This window comes from Paenochrobactrum pullorum, from assembly GCF_041929845.1.
Classification (GTDB): domain Bacteria; phylum Pseudomonadota; class Alphaproteobacteria; order Rhizobiales; family Rhizobiaceae; genus Paenochrobactrum; species Paenochrobactrum pullorum.
Map to the genome: position 1 here is coordinate 1 of NZ_JBHEEH010000023.1, position 23,128 is coordinate 23,128.

The 23,128-nt window shown below is 48.5% G+C and carries 20 protein-coding genes; 13 read left to right on the top strand and 7 right to left on the bottom strand.

Annotated features, from left to right (window positions below; genetic code table 11):
- Positions 1-277: 277 nt before the first annotated feature.
- On the top strand, positions 278-1,408 hold the full coding sequence (locus JNC77_RS16435) for a tyrosine-type recombinase/integrase (protein WP_374834449.1): 1,131 nt from the start codon (positions 278-280) through the stop codon (positions 1,406-1,408).
- A 758-nt stretch (positions 1,409-2,166) separates the two neighbouring features.
- Entirely contained in the window at positions 2,167-3,918 is a 1,752-nt protein-coding gene (locus JNC77_RS16440; protein WP_374834451.1) for a retron Ec67 family RNA-directed DNA polymerase/endonuclease, read from the top strand.
- Positions 3,919-4,066: 148 nt separating this feature from the next.
- On the opposite strand, the gene JNC77_RS16445 is transcribed toward JNC77_RS16440, so the two are convergent.
- Together JNC77_RS16445 and JNC77_RS16450 are read right to left on the bottom strand one after the other, a co-directional pair.
- On the bottom strand, positions 4,067-4,957 hold the full coding sequence (locus JNC77_RS16445; protein WP_374834453.1) for an ArdC family protein: 891 nt from the start codon (positions 4,955-4,957) through the stop codon (positions 4,067-4,069).
- A 297-nt stretch (positions 4,958-5,254) separates the two neighbouring features.
- Positions 5,255-5,821, bottom strand: a complete 567-nt coding sequence (locus JNC77_RS16450; RefSeq protein ID WP_374834455.1) for a recombinase family protein — start codon at positions 5,819-5,821, stop codon at positions 5,255-5,257.
- A gap of 35 nt (positions 5,822-5,856) precedes the next feature.
- On the opposite strand from JNC77_RS16450, the gene JNC77_RS16455 reads away from it, so the two are divergent.
- Genes JNC77_RS16455 through JNC77_RS16470 form a run of 4 tightly spaced genes read left to right on the top strand, consistent with a single transcriptional unit; the run spans position 5,857 to position 7,747 of the window.
- Positions 5,857-6,156 carry a hypothetical protein gene (locus tag JNC77_RS16455; protein WP_374834457.1) on the top strand — a complete coding sequence of 100 codons (300 nt, stop codon included), beginning with the start codon at positions 5,857-5,859 and terminating at the stop codon, positions 6,154-6,156.
- 26 nt (positions 6,157-6,182) lie between these two features.
- Positions 6,183-6,446: a hypothetical protein gene (locus JNC77_RS16460; RefSeq protein WP_374834459.1), complete on the top strand. Its 264-nt coding sequence runs from the start codon at positions 6,183-6,185 to the stop codon at positions 6,444-6,446.
- Between the two features lie 21 nt (positions 6,447-6,467).
- A complete protein-coding gene (locus tag JNC77_RS16465) occupies positions 6,468-6,968 on the top strand; it encodes a hypothetical protein (RefSeq protein WP_374834461.1) in 501 nt (166 codons plus the stop codon).
- A gap of 56 nt (positions 6,969-7,024) precedes the next feature.
- On the top strand, positions 7,025-7,747 hold the full coding sequence (locus JNC77_RS16470) for a hypothetical protein (RefSeq protein WP_374834463.1): 723 nt from the start codon (positions 7,025-7,027) through the stop codon (positions 7,745-7,747).
- Between the two features lie 306 nt (positions 7,748-8,053).
- Here the strand turns inward: JNC77_RS16470 and JNC77_RS16475 are convergent, their stop codons facing one another.
- Positions 8,054-8,437, bottom strand: a complete 384-nt coding sequence (locus JNC77_RS16475; RefSeq protein WP_374834465.1) for a DUF3768 domain-containing protein — start codon at positions 8,435-8,437, stop codon at positions 8,054-8,056.
- A gap of 310 nt (positions 8,438-8,747) precedes the next feature.
- On the opposite strand from JNC77_RS16475, the gene JNC77_RS16480 reads away from it, so the two are divergent.
- Positions 8,748-9,608, top strand: coding sequence for a glycosyltransferase family protein (locus JNC77_RS16480; RefSeq protein WP_374834467.1), 861 nt, complete (start codon positions 8,748-8,750; stop codon positions 9,606-9,608).
- A gap of 80 nt (positions 9,609-9,688) precedes the next feature.
- Here the strand turns inward: JNC77_RS16480 and JNC77_RS16485 are convergent, their stop codons facing one another.
- A complete protein-coding gene (locus JNC77_RS16485) occupies positions 9,689-9,985 on the bottom strand; it encodes a hypothetical protein (protein ID WP_374834469.1) in 297 nt (98 codons plus the stop codon).
- Between the two features lie 207 nt (positions 9,986-10,192).
- Between JNC77_RS16485 and JNC77_RS16490 the strand changes: the two genes are divergently transcribed.
- Positions 10,193-12,346, top strand: a complete 2,154-nt coding sequence (locus JNC77_RS16490) for a tail fiber domain-containing protein (RefSeq protein ID WP_374834471.1) — start codon at positions 10,193-10,195, stop codon at positions 12,344-12,346.
- A 32-nt stretch (positions 12,347-12,378) separates the two neighbouring features.
- Here JNC77_RS16490 and JNC77_RS16495 read toward each other — a convergent pair whose 3' ends face one another.
- Together JNC77_RS16495 and JNC77_RS16500 are read right to left on the bottom strand one after the other, a co-directional pair.
- A complete protein-coding gene (locus tag JNC77_RS16495; RefSeq protein WP_374834473.1) occupies positions 12,379-14,214 on the bottom strand; it encodes a relaxase/mobilization nuclease domain-containing protein in 1,836 nt (611 codons plus the stop codon).
- A gap of 9 nt (positions 14,215-14,223) precedes the next feature.
- Positions 14,224-14,724: a plasmid mobilization protein gene (locus JNC77_RS16500; protein ID WP_374834475.1), complete on the bottom strand. Its 501-nt coding sequence runs from the start codon at positions 14,722-14,724 to the stop codon at positions 14,224-14,226.
- Between the two features lie 434 nt (positions 14,725-15,158).
- Between JNC77_RS16500 and JNC77_RS16505 the strand changes: the two genes are divergently transcribed.
- The 5 genes from JNC77_RS16505 to JNC77_RS16525 all read left to right on the top strand — a co-directional run bounded on the left by JNC77_RS16505 (position 15,159) and on the right by JNC77_RS16525 (position 20,353).
- The gene (locus JNC77_RS16505) at positions 15,159-15,578 is read left to right on the top strand and encodes a hypothetical protein (protein WP_374834477.1); all 420 of its coding nucleotides are present in this window, start codon (positions 15,159-15,161) and stop codon (positions 15,576-15,578) included.
- A gap of 79 nt (positions 15,579-15,657) precedes the next feature.
- Positions 15,658-17,403 (top strand): type IV secretory system conjugative DNA transfer family protein, encoded by a 1,746-nt coding sequence (locus JNC77_RS16510; protein ID WP_374834479.1) that lies wholly within the window; start codon positions 15,658-15,660, stop codon positions 17,401-17,403.
- A 5-nt stretch (positions 17,404-17,408) separates the two neighbouring features.
- Positions 17,409-18,296 carry a hypothetical protein gene (locus tag JNC77_RS16515; protein ID WP_374834481.1) on the top strand — a complete coding sequence of 296 codons (888 nt, stop codon included), beginning with the start codon at positions 17,409-17,411 and terminating at the stop codon, positions 18,294-18,296.
- Positions 18,297-18,322: 26 nt separating this feature from the next.
- Positions 18,323-19,330, top strand: a complete 1,008-nt coding sequence (locus JNC77_RS16520; protein ID WP_374834483.1) for a hypothetical protein — start codon at positions 18,323-18,325, stop codon at positions 19,328-19,330.
- 78 nt (positions 19,331-19,408) lie between these two features.
- The gene (locus JNC77_RS16525; RefSeq protein WP_374834485.1) at positions 19,409-20,353 is read left to right on the top strand and encodes a replication protein RepA; all 945 of its coding nucleotides are present in this window, start codon (positions 19,409-19,411) and stop codon (positions 20,351-20,353) included.
- An 81-nt stretch (positions 20,354-20,434) separates the two neighbouring features.
- Here the strand turns inward: JNC77_RS16525 and JNC77_RS16530 are convergent, their stop codons facing one another.
- Positions 20,435-22,330 carry a DUF7380 domain-containing protein gene (locus JNC77_RS16530; protein ID WP_374834487.1) on the bottom strand — a complete coding sequence of 632 codons (1,896 nt, stop codon included), beginning with the start codon at positions 22,328-22,330 and terminating at the stop codon, positions 20,435-20,437.
- Positions 22,331-23,128 lie beyond the last annotated feature (798 nt).

The window sequence follows — 23,128 nt, forward strand, 5'->3', positions numbered from 1 at the left end:
CAGATGCTACGGGTTTGTCGTTATCAGTGGTTGCGGGGGCAGGATTTGAACCTGCGGCCTTCAGGTTATGAGCCTGAAGAAATTCAATTATGGCCAATAAACATCAATATAAAAAGCAAATATATTCAGATAGTTATGAAGCAATCACTTATTGCCTGCTATTGACATATGTGATCATTCCATATGTCTATATGCCCCTAAACTGCCCCTAATCAGCATTTCTTACGACTTCAGGTCATCTAATCCTAATGAGACGCAGGGGCATTGCGGAGGTGATATGGCTACAATAGAAAAACGAGAGCGCAAAAGCGGAACCGTTTATTTAGTTGATATTCGTATTGCTGGTTTTCCTCGCCAGAAGAAAACATTCCAGCGTTTAACAGACGCCAAAATTTGGGCGGCAAAGACTGAAACGGCTATTCGCAATGGCGAGATTAAAAATATCGTCCGTACAGCGAAGCGTAAGACGCTTTCAGACGTTATTCACCGCTATGAGGAAGAAGTCGTACCCAACCTCGCAAAAACGACACAGCGTGCCGCACAGACATATTTAGGATATTGGCAGCGAGAGCTTGGTGCTCACGCTTTATCATTTGTCACCCCTGAGTTAATTTCAGACCAAATAAACAAATTGGCAGACGCTCCCGATGGCCGCTCCAATCCTAAATCCATAAAGAGTGCCAATGAACAGGTCAGCGTCAAACCCAAATCAAGAAAAACCTTAAAACACTATCGTGATACATTGGCGGTTTTGTTTAAGTATGCGCAACAATGGGGATGGATTGGAAGCAATCCACTTGATGGCGTTAACAAAATAACAGGCATCCGTGATCAGCGTGATCGCTATCTTGAAGATAGTGAACGCAAGGTTTTACTTGAAGCCTGCCGGAACAGCCCAAACCAGCAACTATATCCTATCGTCATTTTTGCCCTCTCAACGGGCGCAAGACGTGGTGAAATTCTTGGCTTAACATTGCGCGATATTGATATGGCTCGCGGCCTTGCCATTTTGCGCGATACCAAAAATGGTGAAACGCGCTCCGTTCCGATTGTCGGGCATTTACACGAACTTCTCACAGAGCAAATACAATGGGTCAATGAAAGCTACGATCAGTATGCGCCAAATGCGGATAGTCGCTGGCTCTTTCCTCGCCGTGATCTACGCGCTGCCATTGATATTCGTACATCATGGGAAAATGCAATCGCCACTTCTGGTGTTCGTAATTTTCGCTTCCATGACTTACGGCATAGCACTGCGAGTTACTTAGCCATGCAAGGTGCTGGCCTCCTAGAGATAGCGGATATGCTTGGTCATAAAACGCTGCAAATGGTAAAGCGTTATGCGCATTTGTCAGGGGATCACAAAAGAAGTTTAGCAGAAAAGCTGAATGATAAAATGTTTGATTGATCGGTGTAATCGCCAAGCAGCCTAGCATTCTTGCCCTTTCAGCTATTTGACTTACAATACCCCCAGTTTGTCACCCTTAAGGAGAAATTCTATCAGGAACAAACCGTGTTGGTAAATTACGAGGATCTAAGAACCGTCAAACAGCTTGTCAAAGAAGCACCCTTTCTAACTGAGCAATCGCTCCGTTGGTATATCTTCAATGCGAAGACGAATGGGCTTGCCAGTGCGATTATTAAGATTTCCAATCGGGTCTATATTGATCGCATGGCATTTCAGGCTTGGCTCGAAAGCTACCGCTTACAGCCACACATATGACGAAATGCTGAAAATCGGATTTCTGACACGAAACAGCCTCGCTCAATTGCGGGGCTGTTTCATTTACATAGTTTTTAACCGCCTGATCCGTTATAGGTTTAAAACCAATATCAATTTATGCTGAACCTTTAACCTGCAAAGGAGAGGTCCCCTCTATTTATATGATCAATAACAGTCTTCCGATTTACTGCCGTTTTTAAAATACGAATATCCATGCTTTATCAACGATAGCAAAATACTTCCTGTGGACTAGCGGGCATCCCATTGCGTTATAATTAATAATCTGTCTTTACTAAAATCGGTTTGCGGATAGATTTTACTGTGGGGGTTCTTCACAGGTGAAAGCAATACGGCCTCAACGCTACCTAAAAAGAGCCGGTAAGAATATGACTATAGGACTAAAAACACGCTAAATCGCGTAGGAGTATCCGCAAGCCACCATTATGACAGTTCTTTCCCTAAAATTAGAGCAGTATAAGAAGGCGGAAAATATTACCGACCTCGCGAAGCTTCTTCAGTTGAAGCCATCGCAAATCTCCTACGCCCTTTATAAGCTCGGTAAACCTCCACACCCTTCCCAGTACACCGAATTTACTGTGCCTAAACGGGCTGGTGGGGTTCGTCCAATCAAAGCTCCGCATCCTGCACTCAAAATTATTCAGACAGGTATTGCTAAGGATCTGCTCGAAATCGAGCAGATCCTCGAAAAAAACCGGACGAAGAAAACTGACTGCATACTCGCTCATGGCTTTAAGAAAAAACTCTCCATTATTACAAATGGAGAGAAACACCGAGGGAAAAGATTCGTTTTCAATGTGGACTTAAAGGATTTTTTTCCAACTATCAATTTTGGCCGCGTTCGGGGTTTTTTTATCAAAAACAAAGACTTTGAGCTAAAACCATTAATGGCTACCCTACTTGCGCAAATTGCCTGCCATGAAAACCAGTTGCCTCAAGGGAGCCCATGTTCACCTGTCATATCGAATCTCATTGCCAATGTTCTCGATATCCGACTCAACGAACTCGCTCAACGATATAACTGCACCTATACTCGATATGCGGATGATATAAGCTTCTCCACGTCTGAAAAAAACTTCCCGGCGGCCATCGGGTTACGTATTATAGGAAGTGTTAACGCTTGGGAGGCAGGGGCAAAACTCGTCAAAGCAATAAGACGAGCTGGCTTCGAACTGAACACTGTAAAAACCCGTATGCAATTCGATTATTCACGACAAGAAGTAACGGGGGTTGTTGTCAATCAGAAAGTGAATATCCCCTCCGACTATTATGCCACTGTTGCCGCCATGTGCCACCACCTTTTTATGGATGGTGATTGTTATATCAAGGTAAACGGCGTAAAGCAGCGATTGTCACGTAAAAAACTGCGCGGCCGACTCGCCTATATTTATCAGGTTCGTGGACGGGGGCCTGCGGGTAAAATGTCACCTGAAGGTTCCGAGGAAAAACCCAAGAATGGCAACCTTTGGGCCAGCTCAAAGCTTTTCGAGAAATTTGCTGACTACGTCGACCTCTACGGCAATAAACGGCCCGTGCTCTTATGTGAAGGAGTGACGGACAATATCTATATTAAGTCAGCAATCCAAGCTCTCGCACCAAAGTATCCGACACTCACAAACCATGCAGGAGACCTAAAGGTTAGACTTTTCAAATACACCAAAACCTCAGCAGCGTTACAGCAGTTGAGCGGAGGTAGTGGCGAACTATTGAAGCTTGTGAATACGTACGCCAGCCGTGTCAAAAAATTCAAAAGTGGTGGTAAACAGCCACTTATAATCATCGCGGACTCGGATGTTGGATCTAAAGAATTATTCAAGGCTGTTGCAAGCAAGAGCGGAAAAACAATAGGCTCTCAGTCTTGGTACCACCTTATGTCAAATCTTTATGTGGTTCCTATCCCTAAAATTGGGACAGAAGAAACCCCCATTGAAAAACTTTTCGATGAAACGCTTCTCAAAACAATTTACGACGGCAAGCAATTCAATGATACAAATTCCAAGAAGGACGGTAGCAAATTCTATGATAAGAAGGTATTCGCAACAAAGGTAGTCGCGGCGAACAAGACAACCGTAAACTTCAACGGGTTTGAGCCATTGTTAACTGCGATTGTTGAGGTGATTGCGCATCACAGTACAAAAGTGTCCGCAGCTCCAAAACTTACCAGCCTATCGCCATGACTAGCTGCTGACCCCAGTTAGTTTTCTACGTTATTAAGCTCGCTTTCATCAGCTTCTAAGACGCATTACTATAGCAAGTTACAAGCCTACCTGAGTAACTATCTTCACAATTAGTTAGCCTCAATAAATGCGACTTCGGCCCAAGGGGCTACACTTGTAGCCCTTTAAGGTATTCAACAGCTTTGGTTGCCAAGCTTGATGCTTGGAAGATTGCCTTGCTATCGGCCTTCAGTATTTTTAGCCAATGGTCAATATAAGCCGCATGATCCGCGCGTGGATCAAGTGCTACGCCTAACTGGCTGCAAAGGAAGGCTGCACCAAGCTCTGCTACGAGTTCTTCGCGGGCATAATCATCCTTCTTGAATACGCCTGACGTGAAGCGGTCGCAGCGGCTCTTGTGGCCACTCCAATGCGTTAGCTCGTGCAACAATGTGCTGTAATAGCTTTCAGTTGCAGTGCTGGTATCGGAGCCGTGGAAACATTCGCGCGGCGGCATCTGGATCAGGTCAGTAGATGGCTGGTAATAGGCACGCTCACCGCCATGACAGATATTAGCTCTAGTCGCCTTGATAAAATGGTCGGCGGCCTCAATGGACGTGACTGGGTTAGAAACTGGTTCGATTGTTTCCGGCTCATAACCATCAACCTGTGCAGCATTAAAAACGCGGGATGCACGAGCCATCAAGCGCTTACGAGGTTCACCATCACTGGTGTTGCCTTCATCGTCACATTCAAATTCCTTGTAGAAAATAACCACTGCGGATTTCTCACCCTTGCGAACTTGGCAACCCGCATTCTGCCATTGGCGATAGGTGCCCCAAATGCCGGTTGAGTATTCGCGCACCTGTGACGCTGCCCACAAAGATATAATGTTGATCCCGCGATACTCATTGCCCGTGTCAATGTTGGTTGGTGACATGGTTGCCGCACCACTCTGGTGCCATGGCATCTGGAACTTATCAGCCCCCTGCTCAATTGCTGCGATGATCTGGTTGGTGATTTCTGAATAAACGTCGAGTTTCTGTGTTGCCTTTGCCATCTTAAGCACTCCTTTCTTAGCTGTGCGTTGTTCGATGGCTGACGTAAAAAGCGGACAGGATCCGACCGCACCCTTGGGCGAACCAATGGTGAGAGGCAGAGGCTTAAGGATTTTTCTGGAATGAATATGGGCGCGAGGAGCCGAAGGCGGGGAGAAAAATTCTGCCGCCGCCTTGCGGTTTCAGGAGACTGTTCGCTAGGAATGCCACATTGAGAACAACGACCACATAGCTAGAGCTAAAGGACGGGCATGGCCAAAGACAACAAGATCAAACGCCTTCAAAAATCAATCTGATTATCAACGCTGAAGCGCACGGATCAGTGTCCTGCTATGCACACCATAATGCTTGGCAATATCATCAAGTGATTTATCACCACGGGCAAGTATCTTTCGGGTCTGTTCAACCTGCTCGGTTGTCAGCAGCGGCGGCCTGCCAAGTATCTTTCCGGCTTCTTTGGCAGCTTGCAATCCAGCGCGGGTGCGTTCGCTGATGAGATAGCGCTCAAATTCTGCAAGTGCCCCCATCATGTGGAAGACAAGACGCCCACTAGAAGAACTGGTGTCGATTGCCTCATTGAGTGACTGGAAATGTGCGCCCTTACCCGCAAGCCGATTGATGAGATCAATGAGATGACCAAGAGAACGCCCCAAACGGTCAAGCCGCCAAACAACAAGCGTATCACCGGGCTTCATGCTCTTCATGGCTGCTGCAAGCCCTTTGCGCTCATTGATCTTGCCAGAAACGCCAAGGTCTTCAAAGATACGTTCACAGCCTGCATTTTTAAGTGCAGCCAGTTGTAATTTAAGATTTTGTTCAAGTGTAGACACACGTGCATAGCCAATTCGCATTGAAAGAGCTTTCATTATTATGATTTAGAGGCTCAAATGCGTTTTCAGCATTGACAGAAACCTTCGTTTTTGCCCGCTGCAAGTTTTATTTTTGCCATGCCTTTAAAGCGCCCGGTTTGCCAGTCATTGAATGCTGCGAATGCGGCAAATTCTTCTTTGACAAAAACCAACGTTTTCATACCTATGCTACAATGCATCGATTTTTTATTGCAGCATTACTTTCCATAGATGCAGCAATTCGTAAAACCTGCGTGCCGTTCAAGCAACACATTCCCACACTCTGCCAGTTCACGATCCTGACGTGGCCTTTGAGCTACGTCACCGCCATTACTTTGCCCAATCACTTGTAGCGGGCAGTCTTGAAAGGAACAGGGAAATGGAACAGGCGCAGGCATTACAGCCATCGAAAAGCAAATCAGGCTGGATATTACTCCTGATCGGTTGGGCATTTTTCTTCACACCGCTCCCCATCGTTACCACCTTCATCGGTGGCATTTTCATTTTGATCGCCATGCTCATTGCAGTCATGCAAATGCAGCGCAAAGAAGGTGGCCTTGGCCTTTTGCTGATAGCCATATTCGGGTCGCCCGTTATGTGGCTTGTTGGTCTGTTTGTCGCCGTTTCAATGTTTGGCAAATAAATGGGCTATGAGGGGCAAGCAGTGACAAAACAATTACGTAAATATCCACTTATTGGCTTCGGGATCGTCCTGATCGCCCTACCCTGCATGCCCCTTGAAGCATCAGCATCAGCATCACCAAAGCAAGCACTCAAAGTTTTAACTTCTTGTCTAAAAGGCAAAACCAGTTCGGACGAAGCACTAACGTGCATCGGGCGCTATTCCGATCCATGTGCGACAAAAGCCGAAAACGCGGCTCCTCTTCCTCAGATATCTGAACAAAGCCAGTGCCTGCTTGATGAAGCAAGTGCATGGAATAGCTTAACTGATCGCGCTGTAAAAAGCTGGAAAGAGAATAACACCACCAGCCTATCCGCAAATATCGCCAAGCTTGCCAAGGAAAGCAGGCAGTTTGCCAAGGTCAAATGCACGGTGTTTCGGGACACGCAACAATTCGGCCAGACCGGCATGGCGCTAGAAGCCCAATGCCTACGCGATGAAGCAGCAAGAACTGCAAGTTTCATCGGTTATGGGCTGGATTGAGTACATAGCCTGCGCCCTCCATCATCAGCAGTTACCAATCATCGGGGGAACACAAAATGCTAAAAATAAAATCATTCCTTTTATCTTTAACCATGAGCATTGCGCTTGTTTCTCATGCAAATGCACAAACACTTGAACCCACTCCGCCGGAAGGAATGCCAGAGAAGCACAAGAGTATCGTACAAAATATTGGCCGCGCTCTTTCCTATCAAAAAACCTGTGTGATTAGTAAAATCAGCGAGGGATATACAGCAGCAGTAACGCTTTATATGAATAACAACCGTGATGGTTTTGAGTGGAGTTTCATAAATCCCGGCGGTAAATATAACGCATATCTTAATGAATATTCACGCTATGAAACCGAGCGTATCATGGATGAATATGTTGAACACTATAATCTGAACTATGCGAAACTCGTCACAAATTTTACCGATGATCAGAAAAAAAGCAGGGATGATATTTCCGATTTGCATTGGCATACAAGAATGCTGTCTTGTTATCGCGCAGTTGTTGATTTTGGTGAAGCAGGCTCCTCATGGCCACGCCTGATGGATATTAGCTGCACCAGCTTTCGGCCGCCTTATTGTTCTGATGAAAACAAGTTCGAAGAATGGATAAACACACAGGGCTATGTCTGTGATGACAATTCCATCATTCCGGGTCGAACTGAAAAAGATAAAGAAAAATTCGCCTGCCATAAAATACAAGAAAACTCATGCACCTTACGACGAATACGCGGTTCGATTAATACTATGGCTTCTTTAGGAAGTGGCTGCTGAATAAATAACCGAAGCCGCCCTTTTGCATAAGGGCGGCTTCGGCTTATCGCTCATGATATGCATCGCAATTACGTCTGCGATGAAAACAAGTTTCGCGCTGGAAAACGGTAAGGAAAGTGCAAACCCCGAAGGGTACCGCACTCTTATGACGGGCACTGAAAAGATCAGACTGACATGCAGGGTTGCATTATTTTCTTAGGCGACAACCGGCAATTATGGCAAGGTGCAGCTGTAGCAGGCGGGTTGTTTGCTATGCGTGTGAACGGCCAACCGAAAGGTTGGCCGTAGTGGTTACAGCACATGGCGTCACCGCTCATGCGCCAGCATGACGGTCATCACGCGATAGCATTGCCCCAGATCGTGCGGAGTATCGGAACCGTAGTCGCACGTCTCGTCGGCATAGTAGTCGATCTTCCAGAGGACAGTGCTGCCAGCGTGCTTGATACAGCCGAAATCACGCTCGCCGTAGGGATCGTTATCAGGCGTAAAATCACTTTGGGCGCGGATCAGCGCGCATATCTCGATCTGCGCGACTGGTGGCAGGCTAGCAAAACCTCTGGTGACAACATGCAAGCCCCGGATGCCTTCAGCATCAAAGACAGGCATTTGCAGACGTGCGCGAAACTTGTCGTTTTGCTTCGCGATAATCAGGGCAACGTTATTTGCGTCTGTTTCTGGTAATAGGTTCATTTTTAGATCTCCTTTGTTGTGTTTCATCCTTGCGGACGCGGAGACCTTGGGCGTACCGAAACAGCTGAAGGGGCAACGGCAACACGGTAGCGCAGCGAAGGGAGCGGACAGACGATTGCCGCATCAGCGCGGTGCGCCATCAAAGCGTCAACTGCAAGGACACAACATAGGAGATATGAACCATACACCTGTCAGCAGCGCATTTGTTGCGATGGTCATAAAGCAGTGTCGGAAGTTGCATCGGAAAAGACCCGTGGCACCACGTTGACCCCAAGTTGCGTTTGTCGCGGGCCACCGGCAAAGGTTTGCAATGACGATACCTATTCGTACTGACCTGATCGACGTGATTACGCCATCACGCCGGGGGCAGATTTTCTACCGGCGTATTCTTCAAGAAGCTGCACTTAACCCTCAACGCTGGATGCGGCACCATTTTATCGTCATTTTTGATGATGATCACGGCGACAACGTGAAAGCACTATTGCGCTGGATCGAGCAGGCACGCGAAACCATGGTTTTGCCGCGTGTGACGGTGACGAATATGCCAGCTGGTGACGCCAATATTTTAAGACAATTCGGGTTAGCACTTGGTGACAGCCCATTTGTATATTTTCAAGATGATGACGACCCTCTGCCCTGCCATCTGGACGAGCGCATCGCGCTTATGCATGATAGCCCAGTTGATGCGGTATTCGGCGCGACCGAAACCGTGACATCACGCGGCATTGTGGTTGAGCAGTTTCCCCGCATTCATGATGATAGTTTCACAGTGGACGTGCTGGCGGGACAGGCCATGTTTCCATCCTATGGGCATCCATTGGCCGCACTATTCTCCCGCAAGATGCTGGAACGTGTTCCTATCGATGATGGCCGCTCCTATCATGGCGGCAATGGCCTGCCATTCAATGTACGTTTAATGAATGCTGGTGTTATTATCACCGCCCTTCCTACAGTCTGCCGACGTGTTCGACTACACACCGACAATGATAATGGTATTATTGAGCGGATTTCAGCAGCGGAGCTGGCATCTGATATTCGTAACTGGCGCGATTATATAGGCTGTGCAAATGTGCGCGCCTTCCATGACACTATTGCAATAGGGCTGGAATTTGGGCTTATCAGCACATTTAAGGAAATAGCCACATTGGTAGATATAGAATTAGGCTATTAGCCATCCTTTCATAACTGCGGCACTGGAACAATAAGCCCACTGGCATAAAAAAGTAGCTACCGACTTCTGCCAGCTATGAATTAGAAGATACGGACACTGATTTCGTAGCCCTGCGATGAGAGTTCCATACGAAATCTCTCGATCACGATTTTCTCTAAGGCCGTATCTGGTCGAGAAATAGTCATTTCTTTCGCATGAGGCCGTCTGTGCAACAGATCATGGAATGTTGCCCGTAAAAGCCCAAGCCGTTCCTGAAACTCAATACAAACCACGTTGGCAGGTTCTGCCTTATGTAAGGCCATTTCGATATAATTACGGTCGTTTGGATCAAATCCAAATAATCTAATGTCCCTTGCTCGCAGGTCGTTAATATTCATCACAGCAACATTACATAACATATAACTATTATAATAATATTATCTATATTTATAATATTCATTATTTTCGTGAGACATCACCTTTTTAATTGCAATTAATATTGTCAGTTATGAGTAATAATGTGCGACTATATAAAAGAGCTGCATAAACATAAATTTTTATGCAGTTAGGATTTACATATTAAATAATATAGCTTTGGGAGTGGGATGACACGCACACCGTACTCGGTCTGGAAATTATTTCGTAATGATAAGCTATCGCTCTTTCACGGCTTCATTAAAATCCGCCTAACAGACCACCACGGCCAAGGCCTATTTCCCCGCTCTTGCGAGCGCGTGATTATTAATATCGTAGCTCTCCACAACTCGAATGCTATCTGCAAAAGCGGTGCGTTACGTTTTCAGACCATCCCCAATGTTATGCGTGACGTACCTCTTTTGCTGATACGGGCAATAGCACGGTGTAAACCAAAGGGGGGGACATTAATGGGTCAGAAAGCACAAAAAAAATACTTACTATCACTCAGCATCATTGCTGGCCTCACACTATTATTTGGATTGCCTCTTGATACTGTTGCCCAAGAACGATTCACGGTGCAAAGCAGCGCCCGCGGTATAGAAAACGCCAAACAGGCAGCGCAAATACGCCAGCTTCAGGTAAAAAATGGCCAGCAGGATAGCCGTCTTGATGCCGTTGAAGGTGATATTGCCAATATAGCCGACCATGCGTGGAAAAACATTGCCCAATGCGGCATCGGCGGTGGCGCAAATGGCGCAGGCTACAAAATCACATGGAACCCTGCTGGCAGTGGTACATGGGGCTGCATGCAAGAAACCGATCCCACCGTTAAAAGCTTTGCCAAAAATGACTTACCAACTTGTAGCGCAGGTCAAGTTCTGCGTTCTGATGGCACTAAGTTTATTTGTACCACCAGTTCAGGTACATCAGGATTTGAGGTTGATCCATATGTGCAGGATTTTGCCCGCAACACCGCCTATACCATCAGTGCTTGCGCGGCAGATGAAGTATTAACAATGGCAACCAGCCGTCTGCGCTGTGTAAAGTCGCGCGATTTAAGTATCACCGAAACTGACCCAACTGTACAAGCATTCGCGAAAACAGCGCTGCCCATTTGTAGCGCGGGGCAAGTACTAACAACCGCCATAGGCAATGGAGGTATTGGTGTGTTGCGCTGCGTAACTGATTCCGACGGTGGTTATGTTGAACTTGACCCGAGCGTCGGGAGTATCACCAACAACAAGTGGTGTATGGCAAGTGGCGGGAAAATTAACTGCAACCAAAACCCGCCTGTTCTAGTGGAAACCGATCCCAAAATTGGCGCCATGACTAATAACAGCTGGTGTCGCGCGGTAAGCGGCAAAATCACGTGTGACCAAACGGCTCCAACAGGTGGAGATAATCTCGGTAATCATATTGCAACCAAAGCATTAAATATGTCCAACAATAACATATCAGGCGCCCCCTATATTACTGCGAAGGAAGCCGTAAGCTCCCCCCGTTTCATAGCAACGCTTACAAATACTGGAACATCATCTTTATACGCCCTCACTATTAATAAAACGGGCTCTGAAACTTACAATACAGGCGCAAAGATCATAGCAGGAGGCACAGGATCAACGACCAATGCTTTAGAGGTTCACTGCTCTGGCACAGGAAATTTTTGTTATGGCATCGATGCAGTATCTCAAGGTAGGAGCGATATATCAACAGGCGTACGCGGTAGAAGCAACGGAGGCACCTCATCATCAAGTGGAGTTGTAGGCTATTCAACGGGAGGAAAAAACTCGAGTGGGGTTATTGGTTATACCACTTCCAGTGCAGATACAGTGGAGGCCTATGGCGTAAAAGGCTATACGAATACGCCTATAGCAAATAGCTATGGTGGGCATTTTAGGAACGGTCATACAGCTGGGTATGGCCTTTACTGCTTCTCTGGTAGTACCTCTGGCTGTGGAGGAAACAGACCTTGGACAAACGCATCGGATGGCCGTCTAAAATGGCATGTCACAGACCTTGATGAAGGTAGTGGACTTCTTACAATAATGAAATTACGACCCGTAACATACCAATGGCGTACAGAAACAAGCGGTAAAGTTGAGTATGGCTTTATCGCGCAAGAGGTTGAAAAAATTATACCAGAATTGGTCGGCAATAGTCCTGATACTGAAATCACCCTTGAGGATGGCTCAAAGAAAGAGCTGAAAAATGTTAAGTCATTGAGCTACGCCTCATTTGTCGTCCCCTTGGTGAAGGCTGTGCAAGAATTAAAAGCTGAAAATGATATGCTTCGTGATGAAGTGCGCGCGATACAGGAAACTCTACGGCTTAAGAGAAAGTAGTTTTTCCGAATTCAAAAATACGTCCGTGCATTTTACCGCCCACGCCCTCGCCCCCATCTCCCCATAGAGCGGGCAATCGCATCACGCTCATTCTGACGGTCGCGTTCCCAATCGCCAGTATCAATTGCGATACCTTCACGCTCGGCAATGCGCTCCCGCTCAATGCGGTCTTCAAGATGCTGCGCAAGGCGGCGTTTCATGTCTTCGGGAAGAGCGGAGCGCCATATATGATCTGGCTCAAGTTTGCCGATAACCCGTTGCTTGTAAAATGATGGCATCGCGCTTTTGACAGCGATCAGGCGTTCTTTCTGCTCGTCTTCCAGCTCTGATACCAGAATTTCTTTTTCTGTGATACCTGCAAGCGTGTGGTAGCGCTTTCGGTAAAGCTCTTTGCGAACCGCCTTGCGTTTGCTATCAGGCCCAAAAAACGCCATCAGCTCAGCATGACGCACCTCTAAATCCCCCAGCTGCGCATTCAGCTTCATGCGTTCATAGTCAGAGCCTTCCTGCTGGTTGCGCAAGCGGCGCAACCGCTCATGCGAACGCTGGACACCACCACGCGCAATGGCCTGATGTGCCTCATTGCGCGCCTTGCTGGCCCATCCAAGGAATTTCCAGCCCCGCAGCTTGCCTGCACTGGCTAGGTTGATGTCTTCCATATTTTTTCCCGCATCCAGCTGCTTGCGGATAGACGCCATCGCGGCTTTGGGGTCTTGATAGATTTCTTCGCAATAGGTTTTGAGGTTATCCGTCGCTTTGTTGTAATCATTCACTATGCGCCCGCCGATAAACTCATGCGAGCGAAGTGCCCTTTTGAGCTGAATGCGCTTAGCCCCCAGTTCAAAAGCTTCGCGCTCCTTCTCGCGATACCAGTCGCAATCGTTGCAGGCCAGAACGGCCGCCTTCAGGCGTTCGGTATGCTCCCTGCTCTGTTTTTGCCGTTCGAGCGCATCCGCTTCGGCCAGCATGGCAGTAGCATAATCATCGTCACTGTCACCTTCCCAAAGCGGCGGTTCCAGCTGGCGGCTATGTTCAGCGTCTTCGCGCAGGATCTGATAATCTTCCCAACTTTCCCCGTACCGCTGCGCAAGCTTGTCTTCGCGGGCGTGTTTTCCGACTTTCGACATTTGCATAAAATAGGTGCCATCGGTGATACGGAACCCCTGCCCTGCCTCCACCAGTTTCAGGCCGTGTCGCTGCAAGCGACCTTCAAGGTCTGACCAACTATTGGCCGCCTTAAAATGAGCCGTGATGAGATTGCGGCGTTCCCTCATGTCTGTTTCCGACCATTTAACAAGTGGTGTGTCGTCCATGCGCTCGGCGCGCTTGCGTTCATCGCGCGTCGGGCCTTTTTTACGATCATGTTTTTTCTGGCCGGAGCGGTGGGCTTCGAGATCGGGTCGATCCACGATCCTCAAACCCAATTCCTTTTCCTGCCGCTCCAAACTTTCCATGATCCGAAACACATCACGCCAAGCATTCCAGACGCGCCCTGTTTCGGGATGCACCGTATTAACGACAATGTGAATATGAGGGCAGTCGCCATCATCATGTGCCACGATCAAGGTTTGATGCTCGCTCAAACCGAGATCGGCCAAGAGCTGATCCGCAACCTGAAGCTGAACTTGCTTAGGCAGTTTTTCTTCAGGCGGCCAGCTGATGGGCAGATGATAGACGGGCTTCTTCACACCACTTGAAAGCTCTGCCGTGGCGATCATGATTGCGGGAAGTACCTTGTCATTGGTCGTCGCAATATTGCGACCTTCAGACCAGATGACACGGTGCGGCTTCGGGTCGTTTGTCCTGCCATGATGCAGGTAGCGAATAAGGCCCTTGAAGCTGCGCCCCTTATAGGGGTTCCCGATCATGGCATCCCCTCATCGCATTACCGGCAGAAGCTTTTCCGTCAGGTCTTGCAGCGCACGCAGCAGGTCGGATTCGGCGACCGGCTTGCGGCTGTTAGCCTGATGGGCGAGCTGATTAACCACGGCTCCAGCATGTGCCAGACGGGAAATCAGTTCGGGCGCAAGCACAATGGAAATGGCACCTGTTGCCCATTGTGCAAGCGCTGCGTCAACGCGGGCATAAACATGGGAGAGGCATTCGCAAACCGATGGGCCGATCATATGCGCGTGACGCTGGAGCTGTTGCAGGTTGTTGCCGATGCGGTTCAACTGGCGCAGCAGCTCCTTGGCCTCGCCTTGCGGCTTGGCGGTCATCGGCTTGCCCAAAGCGAGGCCACGCACGAAGGCCGAAGGGGACACACCCGCCCGCTCCGCATTCTCGCGGATACGGTCGCGCTCGGCAGCAGTGACCCAAAAGGTCATCTGCTTGTCGCGGCGAGAATGAACGGGTTTACGGTGTCCCTGTGCCGGCATCGTGCAAAGCCCCTCCCTGCGGCGTTTGAGCAGGGCGAGGAAGAATCAGACACCTTGAGACGTAAGCGTTAGCGGGTCGAATGGTTGTCTTGCGACGTTGTACAGAAATCTATTTTCTGTACAGGAGCACTTCCTCGCTCCCCCAATGAACACAGGCCGATACCCCAATCTCATCAGCTTATGGTGTTCGACAAAACCGTGTGTGACAAAAACCTATTCTGTACAATATTGTGAGATAAGTAAACTGCCTGCTGACAGGCGTTTTCCCTGATGTTTCCGCAACCTACGAGCCACTAAAATGTGTGTCAGTTTTCCCACACCGTGCCACCCCATAAGTGCAAGGGGTCGATGGGTGCAACCATAACCGAACGCAGTCCGACAAATCCACACGCATCGACCTTCTCTGACTGCAAAGGTGAACAGGAGCTTGGCCTTTGGCGCGTGAACATTGGGCGTCACTTAGTTATAAAAATGATCCAACCTTCGGGGAACGGGTGTTCGTCAACATGCCGTACCGCGCGCATTTTGCGCTGGCGTCGCGACTGACAATGTGGATCAGCCCCGTTGATGGGCTAGAAGATCGTATCGGCGCATGGTCGTTTTTTGCCCGCTCTGGTGGCGTTACCCTATCCGAAAGCGAGGCGGCCGAATTACTAGCAGGCTTTTACGTGTTGCTTTCCGGTCATGGTCTCGACGCTGATGCCATGAGCTTCAAAACGCTGGCAGCCATTGCGCAGCGGCCACAACATTACATTCCAGACAAATATCTTGAACTGGCAAAAAAGCACCTCAAACGCCAACGCGAATTGGAGCGTGAACTGGAACGTGAGCGCGCCAAACACCACCATCGCTAACTTGTACCCATTGACCCCTTAAGCCTTTCATGAGTAGGCTCATGAAAGGGAGACGTCTTGACGGCGAAGGGGAGAGGCAATGAGCGGTGGGGATCCGCGTGATTGGCTAACAAAATTTCTTTATCCATTTAGCAAAGCGGTCAGAAAAAATCTCAACCGAGGGTGGCAAAATCAAGCGGGCACATCACCGCCATGGACGCCACAAGGCAAGCGCTATGCTCAGGCAGAAGCAGAGCGTAGAGCGCTAATTGCTTCACCACCGCCCCTTGAAGGCGATGCGCGTTGGATGAGCCTTGCTGAAGCCAAGGCCATTGCCGCGCAAGTAGTCGATCAAGACCACCACTGCGATTATCTTACCATGGGTTATGTACCCGACGAACGAACGCGTGAGCTGGTACCAATCGTTTCGCCCGCACCCGGGCATCTTCTCACTATCGCGGCAACCCGATCAGGCAAGGGTGCCGCTCAGATTGTACCAAACCTCGTCACCTACGCAGGCTCGATGCTGATTATTGATCCCAAAGGCGAAAACTACGCTATGACACATTCATGGCGTCGGAGATTTTCTCGGGTGTTTCGCATTGATCCTTTCCGTGTGACGGAAGGATGGGACGCGGAAGCCGCCTTCTCAAAATTCAACCCCTTGGCATTTGTTACCGATGCGTCAGCTGCCCGACGGTTGGCAAATGCCCTGCTTGGTGAGGTTCCCCAAGGCGATAATCGGTTCTGGTATCAGGAAGCTGCAAACCTTTTAACGGGAATGCTGCTCCACATCATTGAAACCTCTGCCAATCCAACCTTGGGCCAATTCCGCAGCCTGATGGGAAAATCTGATGAGGCGTTGCAAAAGATTTTAGCCAGCGGGGCACAGACAACAAAGCAGGCTTCTGTTCGCTCAGCCTTCAATCGTTTTATCGGTCATGAAGAACGTATGCGCTCCGGCATTCTCGCACAGGTCAATGCCAATACAGGCATATGGGATGAACCGGCCATGTCCGAAACAGTTTCGGCTAATCATATCGATTTTGCCGCCATGCGCGGTGAGTTTCCCGTAACTGTCTATGTTATCCTGCCCTTCGATAAGCTGCACAGCCATAGCGCTTTTTTGAAGCTGATTATTGCGCTGTTTTATCAAAGCATGATTGTCCCAGCCTCACCTCCTGCCATCCCTACAGTATGCCTCATTGATGAATTTCCTGCGCTTGGCCGCATGGATGAGCTGGTCAAGGCATTGGGAGAAATCACCGGCTACGGGGTACGCTTCTGGCTTTTTGCGCAAGGCTTGAACCAGCTTAAATCCAATTACGGACAAGATTGGGAAACAATTCTAGCCCAATGCGCCACGCAATCTTATTTTGGCATCACTGACAATTCTACCGCTGATCAGCTATCCAATCAGCTTGGTAAACGCACCATCGCTTATGAAGTGCCGAGCAGCCATTTTGGGGAAGCAGGCATGGATGTTGATGCTTTCCCACAGGTCAATGTCAGTGTGAGCGCATCGTTAAATTTTAAGGGTGTGCCTTTGGCATCACCTAATGAAATCCGACGTCAGTTCGGTGTCGGTCGTCCGCTGCAAGTTGTGTTTCAGTCCGGCTATGACCCTGCTATGGCCGCACTCCTTCCTTGGTACAAAGTACCCGACATGCAGCAAGTCGTCACCGATTTGACCACAACACCAATAAAAACCCCTACTGAAGCGCATCATGGCATTCCAAAACGCAAGCGACACGACCCGGATGCGGAAGTGCGCGAAGCAATTGAAGAAATGACAAAAGACAAGGGCATTCCTGATAACCACGAGTTTGGCGTAAAGGACGCGTAAAACGAATGAAAAATTTGCTACGTGAAGGCGCACCGGCAGTCGATGTTTACGATAGCCCAAAAACCGTATCAGCCGAATGGGTACTAGATTCCCAAGGCTCACCCAGCATCATTCATGTGCCCGTAGGAACCGGTGTCCGCTATCAACCTGAAGACGGTATTGTCCATTTGCGCAATGACCAATTGGGTCGTTCCCGTACCTATACGCCGGAAGCCATTGTCACGGTTGATCATAATGAAGGCTATTATGAGCTGGAATTTTACGACATAGACCATGAAGGCTTTATGCCCTCAGTGGCAATTCGTGACTATATCTCGTTACGAGCTGATAATGGGCAGGAAGGCTACACATTCTCAAACAAAGCTATGTTTGAGACGTTGCAGGCGTTCATGGCCTCACCAGTCTATAACCCGTTTGAAACACCGATCCCGCACATTGGCGAGACCGACGCCTGCCCCAGCGAAGATGCTTATTGCGAGATTATCAGTTTCCGCTTTGAAAATGATAGGCCGCTGCCAGTTTGGGATCGTCACGACAAGGAAGATGTTTTGCTTAGCATTGGCACGCATCATGGCCGCATTGCCAGCTGGAACAGAGAAACGGGCGATCCTGAAAAGCTCTATATCCGTGGCGACAACACCAATGATGATTTCATAGCTGAAGGGCATATTGATTGGTCAGCTTTTGCCAATGAGCTAAAGCTTGGCCATGCCCGCTGGGGCGATTTTATCAGACGTGAACCCTTTGATCCAAAGCAATTCCAGCCTCGTCTTTATACCGGGCCGGTAATTGATCCGAGCGCCAGACCACAGGCTGTCAATCGATCAGACAATAATAGCATATCGCTGGATAGTATTTTTGGAGTGATGGATAAGCTTCTCGGCAAAAAATAATGCTGCATAAGCTGCGAGAGGAAAGCATGGCATATAAAACCCGTGAAGGTGCCCTTAATGGGGCGATCTCCGAAAATAAGCGCAATGTCACAGCGCCATGGTTCCTTGATCTGAACGGTCAACCGTTACCTCTACCAATCTGGCCGGGAGAAGTCGGCGTCTATCTTGAAACCCCAAAAATCCTTCACATTCGTAATGACCGCACGGGAACATCACGTACCATCACTCCAACTGTCGACGTAACCATTGATCACAGCACGAGCTTTTTTGAACTCCAGTTTCGTGATCCCACCGATAGGCTTAGTTCCTTGCCGTCTATAAGCTTTGACGATAACAAGCTTGTCTTCTTTGCAGATGGCGATCTAAATGGCTGGACATTTTCAAACCGGGCTATATTCGAGACATTTTGTGATTTCATGGCCTCCCCTATCTACAATCCGTTTGAAACACCTATCCCGACAGGCACATCAGGCCTGTGCGGCGATGTACAAAAACGAACTCTATTTTATCTACCACTGGAAGAGGATGATATTGACGACGATGATGATGAAGATGACATTGATCCATATTTAGGCCGTGAGCACGAATATCCAGTTGATGAAAAATATTGTTTCTTTGTCTCCTGCCATGCGGAAACGGACAGGCCGCTAGCGGCGTGGGATAAAGTCGAGCGCAAAGACACGCAGCTCCCGCCCGGAAAATACTTCTGTAAGATAGCGCGCTGGGATCGTGAAACTGGTGAGCCAATACAGGTCAAAATGGAGGGTAAAAACAAGACTGGCGCATGGGTGAATGAAAGCATCGTTGAGTGGAGTGCGCTGGCACGGGAAGTCGAGCTTGCCCATGCCCGTGTTGATGCGGTCAGAGAGCGCAAACCATTTGATCCATCAATTTATCGGCCTGTAACCTTGGATGAGATACCGACAACAAAACCTTTGCATCGCGATACAGTGCCTACCGAGTTACCATCCGTCAGCAGTACTCAACCCAAAGCTGGGATTCTTGGCGCTCTACGCAAATTTATGGGGCGCTAGCCAAGAAAAGAAAGATAACGGAATTTTCTAGGCCGCTTTTGTCTCCTTATGATATCTTGAGCATAAACAAGGAGTGCAATGGGCGGAACATGGATAGCAGAAGAACAGTGGCTGGATGACGAGTTAATAATCTCGCCATTCGATAACATTTTCGCCAACGACAATCGCCGTTTTCGCCAGATCGACAACCTATATGCGACCAGCCTTGCCATCGAAACTGAAGCCGCTAAAGAAGCGGGAATGCTCGGCTTTATGGCGTGCGCGATGGTACAGGCGACAATGCCGCATAGTAAAGTTGAGAGCAACGAGTTTGTCCGCACCAATGGTGCCTACACACTGAGCATGCTTGCCCCTGCCCGCATCGGTCTGCCCTATGGCAGTATTCCCCGCCTGTTGATCGGTTACCTTACCACACAAGCTGTACAGCAAAAAAGCCGAGAAATAGTACTGGGTTCAAGTCTTAGTCGTTTCATGGCAGAGCTGGGACTAACCGCTACAGGCGGGCGCTGGGGTTCAATACCACGATTACGCGAGCAAATGGCACGGCTTATGGCCTGTTCCATTTCTTGCACATGGGAAAATGATTACGCACTATCCTTGGAAAACATCACTATTGCAGATAGCGCTAATCTATGGTGGAAGCCACAAACGCCAGATCAAGGCGCTTTATGGGAAAGCACAATAACGCTTTCAGATAAATTCTTCCGTGAAGTAACGGAAAACCCAATCCCAATTGATCTACGTGCCCTGAAGGCGCTGAAGCGGTCGCCTATGGCACTAGACGTTTATGTCTGGCTTTCCTATCGCCTATCGTTCCTGCGCACTAAAACATCTATTCCATGGGCCGTACTACAACTACAATTTGGCGCGGATTACCCTGCAACGCCACAAGGTCGCCGCAATTTCAAAAAGAAATTCCTGCAAGCTTTGGTGAAGGTACATTTGGTATATCCTCAAGCTAGGATCGATACTGATACCTATAACCTTATCCTAAAGCCAAGTCGAATTCATATCTTTCGGTAATTTATCGTTTACCATAACAGCTTGCTTTCGACATCTTGTTAACGGTTTCAACCAGTCCGCTAGCTGAGAGTTCAACCAAATTTAGAAGGAGCCTGTTTCAATCGCTGGTGCAACGTACTGAGCCCAACCTTTGAACAAAGGGATACATACCAGTAAGTATATGAGACAGCAGCCGTAGTAGATTGTCGGGTCAGCGTAGCTCTGATCTCCGATCTTGCCATGAGCGAACTCATGTCGCAATGCGGGACCCGGACGATGATTGAAGATCAAATCTATGTACAAAATTATATCCTCTCCGAAAATAGAGACCAGTTCGCCCCGATAGTTATCGAGCAAGGTAGAGAGAGATCTATCCTCCTGTGTCAGATCGTTCCGCATCTTTGATGTATCAGTACTATTGTTAATCAATACGTGTCTCAAACAATGCTCCAGCTGTGGGATCAAAATCGGTCCCGCTGAAAGCATATCCCCTTGCATAAGACGAGCTAGGCCAAGCGAAAATGTTGCGGCATGATGGCGGGGTATGAAGGGGCTTTGCTGAACGATAAAGTTGAAATGTCGTTCTGACAACGGGAACATCTCCGCTAGAAAACGCCGAGCAGGTTCGAGCTGCCCCCTAACCGTAATATCCATCTTAAAATGTAAATGCCGGACCATCTGGCTCTTCAACCAACTCTCGCTTGGGGGCGCGCCATTGAGCGAAGCTCCTTCAACCGTGGCAATGATCTTACCCTCGCTGTCGAGATGAGTAGCCGCGAACATACCTGCAATGCCGGTCTCCGACTCCATGGCTTCCTTTCTCATCTGCTCCGCACTATTGGGCCGAACTAGCAGCGCGAATTGCTTGAGCCCCTCCGGCAATGTTAACTTTTCAAACACCTCAATAGTGCCGCTGACTATGTCGGATAAATCAATAGGAATTTTGAAGGATTCCATCTCTTCTAGAGACTTCTCCTGCAATATGCGCATTTCCTTGCGAAGTTCTTCTCGACGATCATTCGTATCGGGTATCTGACGTAGCTCCCCAATAGCTTGTCGATACCAGTGTGCTGCACCAGATGAAGAGCCGGTCTGAGATGCCATTTTTAGCGTTTGCTCGACTCCTGAAAGCTGGCAGCGACGCTGATCATCAGTCCGACTTTCTTCTCCGTAAGCGAAGGCAGCCAAAACCCATAGCTCCTTAATGGCAAGTGGGTACGATTCGGTCGCTTGCTCCGCGGCAGCCGCCGCTGCCTCCATATCAGCAGCAAGCTGATCCATCGTAATCAATGAATATTGTGAAACTAGTGTCGCTAATCGCTTCAACGGCACAACTTCAACGAAATGTAGTGCTTTGGAATAAAGCAAACTTAGCAGTTCCGAGACCCGCTGGTGCATCGGTGCCGTGCGCTTGTTTGACCTTACGTGTATCTGAGTTGCACGCTCTATGAGGTCAATTTGCTCTATAGAAACCACGCTATCAGACGGGAATCGCCCCACATAAGTTTCATTAATTAGGCCTTCAACACACTCGCAATACGCCTCAACGGCAATCGCGGCGGCCTTCCCTTTTTTGCGATCGTTGATCCACACAACATCAGCCAACCGGGCACGCAGCGCTGGATGCTCAACCTCCTCTAATAGTTCGAAGAGATAATCTGTCTGCTGACCAAGCCAATCCTCAGGAATAGGCGAACGGCTATTTTCAAACCGTATTTTTGCTCCGAAAGCTCCTGACACGTCATGTAATCGGAAGTGCAAACCGCACACAGATGCTAACAAACGAAAAACACTGAATGTTGGCTCACTGCCCCTGTTAGCTCGAGCAAGTTTCATGAATTCAGTTTCGAATTGGCTATCATACACAGATTTCAGATCACGCACGATAGAGTTGTAGTCAACGCTCCGAAAATCTGTTGGCGTCACGATCGCTTGTGGCGGCCACGGTGCCTCTGTTTGCTCCAATGTCTCTGATTTTTCGGTCGCGGTGTTTTCCATCTCAAAGCCTCACTTCCTATGCAGTGTATGCATCACCATAACGTAACAAAAGGATGGTACAACTATGTATTAAGTCGCCCTAAATCCAAACTCAGCACGGTTGAACTTAGTGTAATTAAGTGCATGTGGCTGGGAATAACCCTTTGTGTGCATCACTTTATCCACGCATAAACGGTACCGCACCCAAATGAACCCTACAGCTGCTTTCGAATAGCGGTTGCGCATGAACGGTACCGATTACACGCATAAACGGTACCGCTATACATATATATTCATATATAAAAACATTTAGTGGAAACCATGCAGCTGGGGATAAGCTGTAATTCGCAAGCTTTCTCTTGCTCGCATCGCTTCGATCCGACGAACCGTTTTTATTATTTGCTTTGGAATGAAGAAGACATCTATCGAGCGGTATACAGGACTGACCGGTTGTGTATACGGCAAGATCGTTTCTCTTCCCTTCTCAGATTGATGTTATAAAACGATACCTAACGCCTCAAGAGGAGGCCATAGACTGAGCAAAAGCAGCTACGCCATTTAAAAACGGTTGCGACATAATAGCTTGACCTGGTGTCGGTCTTTCAGGACAAAAGAGGTCTTTCTCTATTGGCGGTCATTGGCCAGTGTTGATAATTGATGCCCCTACTCTGCCCCTAGAACGCAAAAAGCCCCAATCGCGTGGATTGGGGCTTTTGAATAATAAGCTGATATAGCTGTGATATTTTTGGTTGCGGGGGCAGGATTTGAACCTGCGGCCTTCAGGTTATGAGCCTGACGAGCTACCGGGCTGCTCCACCC